General features: G+C 44.6%; 13 protein-coding genes. 7 read left to right on the forward strand and 6 right to left on the reverse strand.

Features of this window, described 5'->3' with window-relative positions; genetic code table 11:
* Positions 1 to 69: 69 nt before the first annotated feature.
* From cysD to ACTNCK_RS00590, 5 genes are all read left to right on the forward strand, one after another.
* Positions 70 to 969: a sulfate adenylyltransferase subunit CysD gene (gene cysD / locus ACTNCK_RS00570; RefSeq protein WP_441080323.1), complete on the forward strand. Its 900-nt coding sequence runs from the start codon at positions 70 to 72 to the stop codon at positions 967 to 969.
* Complete coding sequence (locus ACTNCK_RS00575; RefSeq protein WP_441080324.1) at positions 970 to 2568, forward strand: sulfate adenylyltransferase subunit 1; 1599 nt, start codon at positions 970 to 972, stop codon at positions 2566 to 2568.
* Positions 2569 to 2639: 71 nt separating this feature from the next.
* The gene (locus ACTNCK_RS00580) at positions 2640 to 5102 is read left to right on the forward strand and encodes an ATP-dependent DNA helicase (RefSeq protein WP_441080325.1); all 2463 of its coding nucleotides are present in this window, start codon (positions 2640 to 2642) and stop codon (positions 5100 to 5102) included.
* A complete protein-coding gene (locus ACTNCK_RS00585; protein WP_441080326.1) occupies positions 5074 to 6030 on the forward strand; it encodes a DMT family transporter in 957 nt (318 codons plus the stop codon). The genes ACTNCK_RS00580 and ACTNCK_RS00585 overlap by 29 nt, the downstream gene beginning before the upstream one ends.
* Positions 6017 to 7039 carry a nicotinate-nucleotide--dimethylbenzimidazole phosphoribosyltransferase gene (locus ACTNCK_RS00590; RefSeq protein ID WP_441080327.1) on the forward strand — a complete coding sequence of 341 codons (1023 nt, stop codon included), beginning with the start codon at positions 6017 to 6019 and terminating at the stop codon, positions 7037 to 7039. The genes ACTNCK_RS00585 and ACTNCK_RS00590 overlap by 14 nt, the downstream gene beginning before the upstream one ends.
* Here the strand turns inward: ACTNCK_RS00590 and pgeF are convergent.
* The gene (pgeF, locus tag ACTNCK_RS00595) at positions 7036 to 7851 is read right to left on the reverse strand and encodes a peptidoglycan editing factor PgeF (RefSeq protein WP_441080328.1); all 816 of its coding nucleotides are present in this window, start codon (positions 7849 to 7851) and stop codon (positions 7036 to 7038) included. The two genes, ACTNCK_RS00590 and pgeF, sit on opposite strands and share 4 nt — an antisense overlap.
* Positions 7852 to 7973: 122 nt before the next feature.
* On the opposite strand from pgeF, the gene ACTNCK_RS00600 reads away from it, so the two are divergent.
* Both ACTNCK_RS00600 and ACTNCK_RS00605 read left to right on the forward strand, forming a co-directional pair.
* Positions 7974 to 8675: a zinc metallopeptidase gene (locus ACTNCK_RS00600; protein ID WP_441080329.1), complete on the forward strand. Its 702-nt coding sequence runs from the start codon at positions 7974 to 7976 to the stop codon at positions 8673 to 8675.
* A 142-nt stretch (positions 8676 to 8817) separates the two neighbouring features.
* Entirely contained in the window at positions 8818 to 9891 is a 1074-nt protein-coding gene (locus ACTNCK_RS00605; RefSeq protein WP_441080331.1) for a tyrosine-type recombinase/integrase, read from the forward strand.
* A 9-nt stretch (positions 9892 to 9900) separates the two neighbouring features.
* Here ACTNCK_RS00605 and ACTNCK_RS00610 read toward each other — a convergent pair whose 3' ends face one another.
* Genes ACTNCK_RS00610 through ACTNCK_RS00630 form a run of 5 tightly spaced genes read right to left on the reverse strand, consistent with a single transcriptional unit; the run spans position 9901 to position 13698 of the window.
* Complete coding sequence (locus tag ACTNCK_RS00610; RefSeq protein ID WP_441080332.1) at positions 9901 to 10818, reverse strand: RluA family pseudouridine synthase; 918 nt, start codon at positions 10816 to 10818, stop codon at positions 9901 to 9903.
* Complete coding sequence (lspA, locus tag ACTNCK_RS00615) at positions 10797 to 11315, reverse strand: signal peptidase II (protein WP_441080333.1); 519 nt, start codon at positions 11313 to 11315, stop codon at positions 10797 to 10799. The genes ACTNCK_RS00610 and lspA overlap by 22 nt, the downstream gene beginning before the upstream one ends.
* An 8-nt stretch (positions 11316 to 11323) precedes the next feature.
* Positions 11324 to 12424: a 3-dehydroquinate synthase gene (aroB, locus tag ACTNCK_RS00620; RefSeq protein WP_441080334.1), complete on the reverse strand. Its 1101-nt coding sequence runs from the start codon at positions 12422 to 12424 to the stop codon at positions 11324 to 11326.
* A 24-nt stretch (positions 12425 to 12448) separates the two neighbouring features.
* A complete protein-coding gene (locus ACTNCK_RS00625; protein ID WP_441080335.1) occupies positions 12449 to 13210 on the reverse strand; it encodes a YlmH/Sll1252 family protein in 762 nt (253 codons plus the stop codon).
* Entirely contained in the window at positions 13207 to 13698 is a 492-nt protein-coding gene (locus tag ACTNCK_RS00630) for a cell division protein SepF (protein WP_441080336.1), read from the reverse strand. Before ACTNCK_RS00630 ends, ACTNCK_RS00625 begins: the two co-directional genes overlap by 4 nt.
* Position 13699 lies beyond the last annotated feature (1 nt).

A 13699-nucleotide genomic window follows, 5' to 3' on the forward strand; every position in this document is an offset into this window, starting at 1 on the left:
GCTATATTAACATAGTAACCCGATAGGAAATAAGGGATACTAAAATCGATCTGAAAGGAGCTTAAATAAATGAGCGAGAAATCACATCTTGACTCCCTGGAGGCAGAAGCCATATATATTATCAGGGAGGTTGCCGCAGAGTGTGAGAAGCCGGTAATGCTATATTCCATTGGAAAGGATTCATCGGTCATGCTTCACCTTGCATTAAAGGCTTTCTATCCGCAGAAGCCTCCTTTTCCTTTCCTTCATATAGACACCACCTGGAAGTTCAAGGAAATGATAAAGTTCCGCGATGAAACCGCAAAGAAATACGGGTTGAATATGCTCGTATATACAAACGAGGAGGGCAGAAAGAAGGGAATCAATCCTTTCGATAACGGCGCCTCATATACAGACATAATGAAAACACAGGCCTTAAAGCAGGCTCTTACCAAGTATGGCTTTACTGCTGCCTTCGGTGGAGGAAGACGTGATGAGGAGCAGTCAAGAGCAAAGGAGAGGATCCTTTCCTTCCGTAACGCTGCTCAGGCATGGGATCCCAAGAACCAGAGACCTGAGATGTGGAAGCTTTACAATACCATGATCCATAAGGGTGAGAGCATAAGGGTTTTCCCGCTTTCCAACTGGACAGAGAAGGATATCTGGCAGTATATCAAGAGAGAGAATATAGATATAGTTCCTCTCTATTTCGCTGCAGAGCGTCCTTGTGTCGAAAGGGACGGAAACCTTATCATGGTAGATGACGACAGGATGCGCCTTAAGCCTGGTGAGAAGCCTATGATGAAAAAGATCCGTTTCAGAACCTTAGGCTGCTATCCTCTTACAGGTGGATTTGAATCAGACGCCACTACTCTGGACGAGATCATTGAGGAGACACTTGGTGCTGTAGAATCAGAACGTACAAGTCGTGTGATCGATCACGAGGGGGTCGGCAGCATGGAACGTAGAAAGAAGGAAGGATACTTCTAAATGAACGATTTACTAAAATTTATTACTTGCGGATCAGTAGACGATGGGAAATCCACACTGATCGGACACATCCTTTATGATTCAAAGCTTTTATATGCCGATCAGGAAAAGGCTCTGGAGCTTGACTCTAAGGTAGGCAGCAGAGGCGGTAAGATCGATTATTCACTTCTACTAGACGGACTAACAGAAGAAAGAGAGCAGGGCATCACTATAGATGTAGCCTACAGATACTTCACTACCGACAAGAGAAGCTTTATAGTAGCTGACACTCCAGGTCATGAGGAATATACGAGAAATATGGCTGTAGGAGCCTCATTTGCAGATCTTGCAGTTATACTTGTGGATGCCTCACAGGGAGTCCTGGTCCAGACGAGACGTCACAGCCGCATTGCCAGGCTGATGGGCATCAGATACTTCGTCTATGCAGTCAATAAGATGGATCTTGTCGATTACAGCGAGGAGAGATTCAGAGAAATCCAGGACTCTCTTAAGGAGCTTAGCGATACGCTTGGCCTTTCTCATGTGATAAGCATACCTGTTTCTGCCACAGAGGGTGATAATGTCACAAGAAGATCTGACAAGATGAAGTGGTACAGCGGCCCTGTCCTTCTTGACTATCTGGAGAATGTAGAGATCGATCACGGCGAGAATGAAGAGGGCTTCTATATGCCTGTCCAGAGAGTATGCCGTCCTGATCACACATTCCGTGGCTTCGAGGGTCAGATAGAGGCCGGATCTGTAGCAGTCGGAGATCAGATCACTGTTTATCCAAGCCTTGAGAAGGCCAGGGTAAAGGGCATCCTTAAGGCAGCAAAGGAAAGCGATAAGGCCTCTATTGGTTCGCCTGTTACTATCACACTCGACAGGGAGATAGATGTATCCAGAGGAGCTGTTATAGCAAAGGATACCAGTCTTCCTCTTTCAGACAGGGTAGAGGTCGAGCTGCTCTGGATGGATGACGAGGAGCTTACAAAGGGTAAGAATTTCTTCGTGAAGCTTGGGACAAGGCAGATTCCTGGTATAGTTACTGACATCCTTTATAAAACAGATGTAAATACCGGTGAGAGAAAGCCGGCTCGGTCTCTGAAGAAGAATGAGATTGCAAGGGTAGTAGTCGCATTTACTGAAAAGATAGTGGTAGATGAGTTTGAAAAGCACAAGACTCTGGGAGAGCTTATCCTTATAGACAGGATCTCATATATGACAAGTGCCTGCGGAGTAGTAAGGCAGATACTTGATTCTAAGTCAGTCCTTGATGGAAGAGTGACAGCTGAGATAAGAGCCAGACTGCTGGGGCAGAAGGCAGGTGTCTTTGCTCTTTCCGATGCTTCAGATCATATTGATAAGGATACAGCAGAGCTGATCGAGAAAAAACTCCTCGGAAAAGGAAAGCATGTGCTGCTTCTTTCGGAACAGGCTGCTTCATCCGCTGCAATCAGGGCTCTTACCGATGCAGGAATAATCGTCCTTGTATCGGGAAAGGCTTCTCTTTCATCTGAGCCAGGCTACATTGGCCTTGAAAGGGCAGATGGATCGCTTAGTGGTCCCGAGCTTGCGGATAGCGCCGCCGATCAGATAGATGGTCTTACAAATCTCTGATACGGCTTTATAAATGATGATAAAGAGATAAGGATAAGCTCCTTATCTCTTTTTGTGTTATAATCTATTCTATGAGCGAAAGAAAACAGATTAGTATTTCAGTCAGGCGACTGGTAGAATTCATACTAAGATCCGGTGATATTAGCGAGGGCATGCAGATCCGTGATACTCTGGAATCAATGCAGGCCGGAGCTCGTATCCATAAGAAGCTTCAGAGCAGCGCCGGAAGTGACTATCATGCGGAGGTTGCTCTTTCTGTCACTATAGATATGGGGGATTATGATCTGATAGTACAGGGGAGAGCTGATGGGATTATCTATAAGGAAAAGTCAAAAGCATCAGAAAAGGGCATAATGCCTGACTCCCTTAAGGCCTATAGTATTGACAAGGGATTTTTTCCTGAGCTAAAAAGAAGCTTAGGCACGGGGATCGATGAGATCAAGGGAACCTACAGGGATCTGCGTCTTATGAAGGAGCCTGATCCCTTACATATAGCTCAGGCTAAGTGCTATGGCTTTATATTTCTTTTTGCAAATAATCTTAAGGAGACTGATATAACTGTTACCTATTGCAATATCGATTCCGGGGCCATAAAAAGGTTTACATACAGCTATTCGGCTGACCAACTCAGGGAATTTTTTACCGATCTGGTAGAAAAATACAGGAAATGGTCTGACTTTTCCTATAATTTCAGCAGAGAAAGTCTTGATTCCATACACAGGCTTAGGTTTCCGTTTGATTACAGGCCTGGCCAGTTCGATCTTATAGCCTCCGTATACAGAAGCATAGAGCACAAGGGACTGCTTTTTCTGATGGCGCCGACTGGTACAGGAAAGACACTTTCCACTATATTTCCGTCACTTATGGCAGTAGGAGAGGGCATGGCAGATAAGATCTTTTACCTAACTGCAAAGACCATGACCGCAAGAAATGCGCAAAATGCCTTCCTGCTTTTTAAGGAAAAGGGCTACCGGGGAAAGACCGTCTCTCTTACGGCAAAGGAGAAAATGTGCATAAACGATAAGATGGTCTGCGACCCCTTTTTCTGCAAGTATGCAAAGGGACATTTCGACCGGATAAATGATGCCATGTACCAGCTTTTAATAAGCGAGGACATCATTTCCAGAGATATACTTACAGATACCGGGAAAAGGTCCATGGTATGTCCCTATCTGCTCGAATACGATCTTTGTGACTGGTGTGACAATATTATAGGAGACTTCAACTATGTATTTGACCCCAGGGCATATCTCAAAAGATTCTTTGCAGGAGATAACAGCGATCAGTATATATTTCTTATAGACGAGGCCCATAATCTTCCGGAACGTGGCAGAAGGATGTATTCAGCGTCTCTTTCGGCAGGAGAGCTGTTTGCTGTAAGAAAGCAGGTTCCAAAGGGCTTTAGCAAGCTTAGGAGCAGGATAAGTCAGGTAATAAACGCAATAGATAAGATCTGTTCGGACAGGAAAGGGGATTTTATTGCTAAGGATCTCGACAGTCTCATTCCGAAGCTATTAAGGCTAAAGGCCTTCCTTGACGAATTTCTCGACGATGAAAGCAACAGATATGATCAGATCGAGAATCTGAGACAGATGTATTTTAATATTTCTTTTTTCCTTGAGATCTATGAGGAGCTTGATCAGAGATATGTGATAAGGGTGCATTCCGAGGAGAAGAACAGTTCCATAAGGCTCTTCTGCATAGATCCTTCACTTAAGCTGCAGAACAGGCTTGACGCAGCCAGGTCCTCCGTCCTTTTTTCGGCTACCCTTCTGCCGCTTTCATATTACAAAAATCTGTCCTGTACTGTAGAAAAGCCATTTGCTGTCTATGCGAAAAGCTCGTTTTCAAGAGAAAAGAGGCTAATAATAGCTGGAGGTGGAGTTACAAGCCTGTATAAGAGAAGAAGCGATTCAATGTATGCCCGTTATGCCGCTTATATAGAAAAGATAATATCGTCCCATAAGGGCAACTACCTGATATTTGCTCCATCCTATGCGATCATTGAACAGATCAGTGAAAGAATGGATAAGGGAAAAAACTATATACTGCTTCAGACTCCTGAGATGACAGAGGATGACAGGGATGGCTTTCTTGATGAATTCAAGAAGGAGAGAAAGACTTCTCTTGCCGCCTTTGCTGTCGCCGGAGGGATTTTTTCCGAGGGGATAGACCTGACCGGAGAAAGCCTTATCGGGGTAATAATAGCAGGTGTCCCTCTGCCTCAGGTGAATTTCACCCAGACCATATTAAGCGACTATTATGACCGCCTCTATGGGAAGGGCTTTGATTATGCCTATCTCTATCCGGCTGTAAGCAAGGTCCTGCAGTCGGCTGGGAGACTTATACGTACTGAAAATGACAGTGGAGTGATCGCTCTTTTAGACGACCGCTATCTGAGATATGATTACAGATGTCTCTTTCCAAGAGAATGGGACGATATAGTAAATGTCACTGAAGAAAATGTTACCGGGATCATAGAGGATTTCTGGAAAGGAGTAACTGATGTCAGAAAAGAAAACGATCTGGGCTGAAACACCATTTGTGATACTGATCGCCTTTATCTGCTGCTTCCTGTGGGGGAGTGCCTTCCCGTCGATAAAGTCAGGCTACAGGATATTTCAGATACCGTCATCGGATACGGCTTCTGTCCTTGTCTTTGCCGGGGTAAGGTTTTTTCTTGCCGGCTGCATGGTAATAGTGGCAGGAAGTTTTATTAAAAAAAAGCCTCTTATAGTAAGGCCAGGTGGCATTCCCTGTATACTTGCCCTATGCGCCTTCCAGACCTTCGGACAGTATTATTTTTTCTATATTGGACTTGCCCATGCCTCCGGAGTAAGCTCATCCGTCATCGAGGCCTCAGGTACTTTTATGACTATACTTATAGCGGCACTTATCTTCAGGACTGAAAGGCTAAGCCCTAGAAAGATAGCTGGAACTGTCCTCGGCTTTGCCGGGGTAATGCTAATTCAGATAAACGGTATCCATCAGGCCTTTTCCTTTACTCTTATGGGAGAGGGCTTTATACTGATATCAGCTCTTTTAGGCGCCTTCTCATCATCCTTCATAAAGCTTTTTTCGAAGAAATATGATACCGTAGCCCTATGCGGATATCAGTTCATGGCCGGTGGACTGCTGCTTTTTATAACAGGCTGTCTTAGCGGAGGCCATCTGTCTGTTGCCAGAGCCGGCGCCCCTGGCATAATGTTAATAATCTATATGGCCTTTATTTCTGCCTGTGCCTATACTCTATGGGGCATCCTGCTTTCACATAATCCTGTAAGCAGGATAGCAGTATTTGGTTTCATGAATCCTGTCATCGGAGTTCTCCTTTCGGCCATTATACTGGGAGAATACGACCAGGCCATAAGGCTCCAGTCGCTTGTGGCCCTGCTTCTGGTATCACTTGGTATAATCGTTGTAAACCTTACCGGAAAGGAGAAGGATCATGTGCTCACTTGATAAGGCTGCGATGAAGGAAGCAAGGGAGAGATGGGATGGCATAGCCCATCCTCTTTACGGGCTTGGACAATTCGAAGATCTGATAGTTCAGATAGCAGGAATAAAAGGGACAAGTGACATTTCTCTTGACAAAAAAAGAGTCCTTGTTTTCTGCGGAGATAACGGAATATCTGATACCCCGGTCTCACAGAGCGACAGCAGCGTCACAGCTATGGTAGCAGATGAGATCGCAGAGGGCAGGAGTGCGATAAATGAAATGGCATATTGTGCCGGAGCCGATGTAATCTGTATCGATGCTGGCATAAGGAACGATATTGTTTCTACAAATATCATTGATAAGAATGTAGTCAGAGGAACAAAGAATTTCATTTATGAGCCGGCTATGACAATTGAACAGACAAGACAGTGTATTGATGCCGGGATAGAGACCGTAAGAGAATTATCATCTGATATCATTGCAGTAGGTGAGATGGGGATTGGAGATACCACATGTGCCTCACTTATCACTGCATCGCTTCTGGGATTATCTGCCACAGATGTGACAGGGAGGGGCGCCGGCCTTTCAATGGATGGACTTTGCTATAAGGAAAGAGTGATAGGTCAGACTATAAAAAAATATGATCTCTATAAGAAAACTCCGCTTGAGATCCTTTCGATCAGCGGAGGCGCAGAGATTGCGGCAATGACAGGAGCCTTCATCGGGGGCAAAAAATACCATATCCCTCTTATAATTGACGGGGCAGTAAGTCTCTGCTCAGCCCTTCTTGCCGAGAGGCTGTCTCCAGGAGCAAGGGATTTCATGATCGCCTCCCAGCTGGGAAGAGAAAAGCTTTCTCCATTTATACTAAAGGAGATGTCCCTTAAGGCTCCAATCCATGCCGGGCTTGCCTTCGGAGAGGGCAGTGGGGCGGTAATGATGTTTCCTCTTTTAGATCAGGCACTAAGTGTATACAATACTGCTCATTCCTTTGAAAGCATGAGTCTTTCTCCCTATAAGCATATGAGCTAATCTCTTATCATGATAAATGCTCCCTGGACTCCGCGCTTGCCATGGCTTGCCCTGTGAGAAAAGAGGAGATCAGGATTTTCACAAGTGCATATATCGCTGATATGGATATTTTCTTTACGGACTCCGGCCTCCTCCATAGTGATAGCAACTGCTCTTTTCAGATCGAGAAGAAAGTGACCTGGTCTGTTCCTCCTAAGTATCTGGTCGGCCTTATCAGGAAAGACCGCCTTGAATTTTTCGGCTACTTCGTCGCTTACCTCATAGCAGTTTCCGCAGATAGCAGGACCAATCCCGCAGATGATATCAGCCGGATCTGATCCGTAATTTTCCTGCATAGCCTTTATAGTATTCAGAGCTATTTTTTTTACACTTCCCCTCCATCCGGAGTGGGCAGCACCTATGCATTTCTTTACCGGATCAGCGAAGATAAGGGGAAGGCAATCGGCTGAGAAGACCGATAGTACAAGCCCTCTCGTGTCTGTAACCAGTCCGTCCACATCATGATAGCCTCTTTCCTTAATAAGGCCGGCTCCCCGGTCACTTTCTCCTACAGCAATGACACGGGCTGTATGTGTCTGGTCGGTAAGGACCAGATCTTCTGCGCTGCATCCCATAGCCCCTGCCACCCTGTTGAAATTCTCCCTGACATTGGTTTCGGGATCAGAAAGACCTGACTTTAAGTTCAGGCTTTTATAATATCCCTGGCTTACGCCTCCCCGCCTTGTAGTAAACATATGCTTAATAAAGGGAAGTTCCAAAAAGGCATCGAAGCCGAAATAGGGAAGCTCTCCGTCATAAAATCTCATATTCATAGCTTTTTCCTTTCAGAGGGTTATCGTTATTCTACCACCGAAGCAATCCGACTTCAAGCCGATTGCATTGAAGGGTCCCTTATGATAAAATGTTTTGAAAGAAACGGGGAAAGGAGAAGCTTATGTATCCATTCATGTATTATTTTGATCCAACCTATATACTGGTAATAATCGGCGCTATAATCTGTGCTATTGCCTCTGCCAGGGTCCATATCACCTATAGCCGCTTTGACAGGGTTCATAACAGAAGAGGAGTGACTGCAGAACAGGTAGCCGATATGATCCTTAGAAGCGCCGGAATAATGGACGTAAGGATCATGCATGTTAACGGAAATCTCACCGACAACTATAATCCTTCCAATAGGACCCTTAATCTTTCAGACGCTGTTATGGGAAAGACCTCAGTTGCAGCTATAGGAGTTGCTGCCCATGAATGTGGACATGCTATTCAGGATCAGCAGAATTACGGACCGTTAAGACTTAGAGCCATATCTGTTCCTCTGGCCAATATTGGCTCTTATCTGTCGTGGCCTATTCTTATTCTTGGCGTGATACTTGGTTCACCTAAGCTTGCAAATATTGGAATTATTGTATTCCTTTTCGTGATTGCCTTTGAGCTAATAACTCTGCCTGTCGAATTCAATGCATCCCACAGGGCTCTAAAGATCCTGTCAGAATCTCAGATTCTTGAAAGAGATGAGGTGAAAAAAGCAAGAAGCGTGCTAGCCGCCGCAGCCATGACCTATGTAGCAGCTTTGTTCTCAGCTTTTCTTCAGCTGTTTAGGATGATACTGATAGCTGGGAGTGCAGACAGGGATGACTGAGAGGTTAGGGCCTAGGGGGTAGTCCATAAACCCCTAACGACCTCCGGTATCTATCTAGCGGATAAATATCTGTTTATCCGCATTTTATATTGAAAAGCAATCTGTAATCATGTATAATAGATTTTATTGGAGGCTTTTTATTATGGCTAAGGATTCAGACTTCTATAAGGAAAAGAAAAACAAACAGACTATAAAGCTGCGGGAGCTTCTTTCAAGGCTGCCAGGCTTTGCATGTGACTATATCTACAGCAAGGAAATGACATCACAGACCAGTACCCTGGTCGCATATTGCTATGATCTGATCACATTTTTCCAGTATATGATCGATACAAATCCTATCTGCAAAGGACTAAGTACCAAGGATTTCAGGCTTGAAATATTAGAAAAGGTCACATCCGAGGATATTGCCGAATACCAGAGATATCTCCGCCTTGACTTAGACAGCGATTCAAAGACCATTCATGAGAATGACAAGAAGGCGATCGCAAGGAAAATGGCCCCTCTGCGTGGTCTTTTCCATTATCATCTGATCCATAAGAACATAAAGGAAGATCCGACAGTCCTTGTCCCGCTCCCAAGGCTTAAGAAAGATAAGAATATAATCCGTATGTCAAATTATGAGGTTCAGGCAATACTTTCAGCGATAGAGAACGGTAATGCCTCTATGTCAAAGCGTCAGAGGATCTACTGTGAGAAAACAAAGCAGAGGGATCTGGCCATACTTACCCTGATGCTGAATACAGGGATCCGTGTTTCAGAGTGCAACGGGCTTGACTGCACGGATGTAGATCTTAAGGTAAATACTATCACCATAGTAAGAAAGGGTGGCGGAACAGACGTCCTGTATTTTGGAGATGAGGTCCACCAGGTATTAGATGACTATATGGATGGCGAAAGAAAGGGAATAATCCCTAAGGACGGCCATGAGAAGGCTCTCTTTCTGTCACTCCAGGGAAAAAGGATGAGCGTTGATGCTATTGAGCGACTTGTGAAAAAATATGCAAGGATGGTCGTCCCAAATAAACATATCACTCCTCATAAGCTAAGGAGCACATATGGCACGGCCCTTTACAGGGAAACCGGTGATATAAGGCTTGTAGCTGATGTGCTGGGACATGAGAATATAAACACCACGATCGACTACTATGCTGCTATTGAGGATGAGCACAAGAAGGAGGCTGCAAACGCTGTTGACTTTCACAGAAAGGATCAGTAGCCTCTGGACCTACTTATCCTTAAGAAGCTTTAAAAGCCTTACAAAATAATCCGGAAGAGGTGCATTTACTTCTATATATTTCCCTGTTGTGGGATGGATAAAGCCCAGTGTCATTGCATGCAGGCACTGTCCCTGAAGTCTGAACGGACATTTTGACGGACCATATACAGTGTCCCCAAGAAGAGGATGCCCGATAGAGGCCATATGAACTCTTATCTGATGTGTACGACCGGTTTCCAGCCTGAATTCACAATAGGCATAATCTCTGAAATTCGAAAGGACCCTGTAATGGGTCACCGCTCTCCTGCCGTGGACCTGGTCTATAGCCATTTTCTTCCTGTCCTTGCTGCTTCTGCCGATCGGAGCGTCGATAGTCCCGGACCTATCAGGCATTCTTCCAATTACTATACCCCTGTAGATCCGGTTTAAGGAATGCTCCTTTATCTGCTGGGCAATAAGCAGATGGGCATGGTCATTCTTACATATTATCAGAGAGCCTGTAGTATCACGGTCTATCCTATGGACAATGCCCGGACGGATAACTCCATTTATAGCTGAAAGTGAGTCACCGCAATGGTACATGACTGCATTTACAAGAGTATGGTCAGGATGTCCGGGCGCCGGATGGACCACCATTCCCTTGGGCTTATTTACTACAAGGACATCGCAATCCTCATAGAGTATATCAAGCGGAATGTTTTCCGGACTTACATCAAGGACCTCCTCCTCGATAGGGAGGATGGTGATCATGTCATCGGTACGAAGCTTGTAATTATTCTTGACTGGCTTGTCGTTTACAAGGATCTTCTGGTCCTCAATGGCCTTCTGATAGAATGAACGGGTCTTATCTCCATTATCTGCCAGAAACCTGTCTATACGTATTCCCTCTGATCCTTTATCTATAACTATCTGTTCTTCTTTATCCATGTATTAAGATCCTCATCAGACATTCCGAAAATCAGGAAGATAAGAAGGAAAATGACGGAAAGAGTCACATAGATATCAGCGACATTGAAGACCGGAAAATTGATCAGAGAAAAATATATGAAGTCAGTCACCTTATGAAAGGCAACCCTGTCAATATAATTTCCGATTGCTCCAGCGAAAAGGGTGGATAGGCAGAAGGCCATACGAAGATACTTCCTCTCGAAGGGGAGCCGGAGGAAGAAATAAGTCACAAGGGCTGCTACCAGTGGAGTCAGGATAAAGAATACAAGTGACTTTCCGTTAAGAATCGAAAAGGCTGCTCCAGTATTGAACAGTAGCTGGAGCTCAAGTACGCCTGGTATAAGTACTACATTTCCTGAGCTTAAGGCTTCTCTTGCTATCTGCTTTGTCCACTGATCTAAAAGGATTAGAAGGATAATATAGATCAGAAAGAAAATATAATATTTTTTCTTGCTTTTATACAGCATATTTTTCATCGTAAAAATCATTTCAGGATCTGATCGATCGCGGTCAGCAGGTCTTGATCTGTGAGTCCTGTATCTATCATAGCCTCACCGATTTCTTTAAGAAGGATGAATCTGATATGACCACAAGCCATCTTCTTATCGGATTTCGTCGTAGCCAGAATTTTTTTTGCATCATATCTGTCAGCTGGAACTGACAGAGGAAGGTCGTATGAAGATATCAGATCAAGAATCATCCTATAGTCGTCGGATGAGATATATCCCTTCTTCATGGATAGATATGAGGCGGCATTCATTCCTAAGGCCACGCACTGGCCATGAGACAGAGAAAAATCCGAAAGCTTCTCCACAGCATGTCCGATCGTATGACCGAAATTCAATGTGGCTCTGATGCCCTGCTCCTTTGGATCAGTCTCAACTACCCTTCCCTTTATCTGACAGCTTCTCTTTACTACTGTAAGCATAGCATCTGGATCAAAGGAGCGGATCTTTTGCCTCTTATCTATCAGGAAGTTAAGATAGGCCTTATCAGCTATAAGTCCGTGCTTTATGACCTCTCCCATGCCTGATGCAAGCTGGTCGGCAGGAAGACTCTCTAGGACAGAAAGATTCATATAAACGAGTCTGGGCATATAGAATGCTCCCACCATATTCTTGAAGGCCCTGAAATCGACTCCGGTTTTGCCGCCTATTGAGGAATCTACCATAGAAAGAAGGCTTGTAGGCATCTGGATAAAATCTATGCCGCGAAGATAAGTCGCTGCGGTAAAACCGCAAAGATCACCAACTACACCGCCTCCTAATGCAACAAGCAGATCATGTCTGTCAAAATGAGACTTTATCAGGAATTCGTAAAGATCTTCCACTACATCAAGGTTCTTTGAAGCCTCTCCTGCCCTGAATACGAACTGAGTGACAAGTGAGGCTGCATGGCAAAGGGTATCCTTTACAGCATCCAGATAAAGCTCTGATACGTTTGAATCGCTGACTATACAGATCCTGCTATAGGTCCTGCCGGTTTTACTGATATAGTCTAAAAGCCTGCTGTAGTCATGTGTAAGAGCTATCCTGTAGCAGGGACTGCCCTCGTAATTTATCTGTAATTCATCTGTATCTTTCATAATATCATCCAATTATCTGATTGGTCAGTCATACCATTCTATGCTGACCTTTATCCGTCCTTTATTTGTCAATCCTGTGAAATCACTGATACGGAATTTTCCGTTTCCACGGATTGTTATTATATCCCCTGAAGAGATCTGCCTGGTGTGACTTTTCTCTATGCGGCTGTTTATCATCACTCTTTCAGAATCGATAAGTAAGCATCCTTTAGTCCTTGAGGTATGGGCTGCTGCTGCGACAAGAGAATCAAGCCGGTCTGAGCTTATGATTATAGTCTCCTGGCGAAATGAGGGCCTGATATCTGATCCATGAAAATCAATAAGCGAAGCAAAGACCTCGGTGTGCCTTACACTAATAATATTGTCAGGGATCAGGGGAGCGATCCTGTCAACACAAAACAGGGTGCATGAATGGTCTTTACTGTCTACAAGCAAATCACCAAGAAGTTCTCTTCTGATACCAAGGTTCATAAGAGCCCCCAGATAGTCCCTGTGAGTCAGGGACTCGGCAAAGTTCTGATTCCGACAGGAAATCCTTATGGCCTTAAAGGGGAAGTCTCCATTCTGTTCAAAAAAAGCGTCAGAGGGCATAAAACATACCATCTGACGCTCTGACAATTCATATCCACCATCAGTAGTTACAGTAGAGAAAAAGTGCATGGTATGGAGAATAGAAAGCTCTCTCGCATCGCAGAAATCTGTATAAACCGGATAGGCTCTTGCACTGGCCCTTTGGTCAAGGTCATTGAATCTCTTACGGATAAAATCATCTGTATCTGTCTTCATTGCAGTGACTGTACCGATGATATAGAGCCAGGCAGATTATCCACCATCTGAAGGAAGTCACCAGTGATAGTCACATCCTTCGGAGTAATAAGGAATATAAAATTCGATACCCGCTGCAGGTTGCCTTCCTTAGCGTAGCAGACACCAGAAACAAAGTCTATTATACGCTGTCCTACGCTCATGTCGAGTCCTTCGGTATTTAGCAGTATTGTCGTACCGCTTATCAGAGTATCTGCAATCTCCTGTATATCGCCGTAGGAAGTCGGCTTTATTGATGCAACAGCCATGCCGTCAGCCGCCTTATATGACCTTCTTTGGGAGCTTTCCTTTGATCTTATAGGGGTGATTTTCGAAGATGCGGCCTCATCCCTGTCCCTGGTTCTGCGACGAGGACGTTCTTCTTCTGTTTCTTCATAATCCTCGTCATCATATTCATCATCGTCTGACGGAAGATTTACTGCATCAAGGAACTTATCAAATATGCTCATA

It is taken from the genome of Candidatus Weimeria sp. HCP3S3_B5 (genome assembly GCF_052064335.1).
GTDB lineage: Bacteria > Bacillota > Clostridia > Lachnospirales > Lachnospiraceae > Weimeria.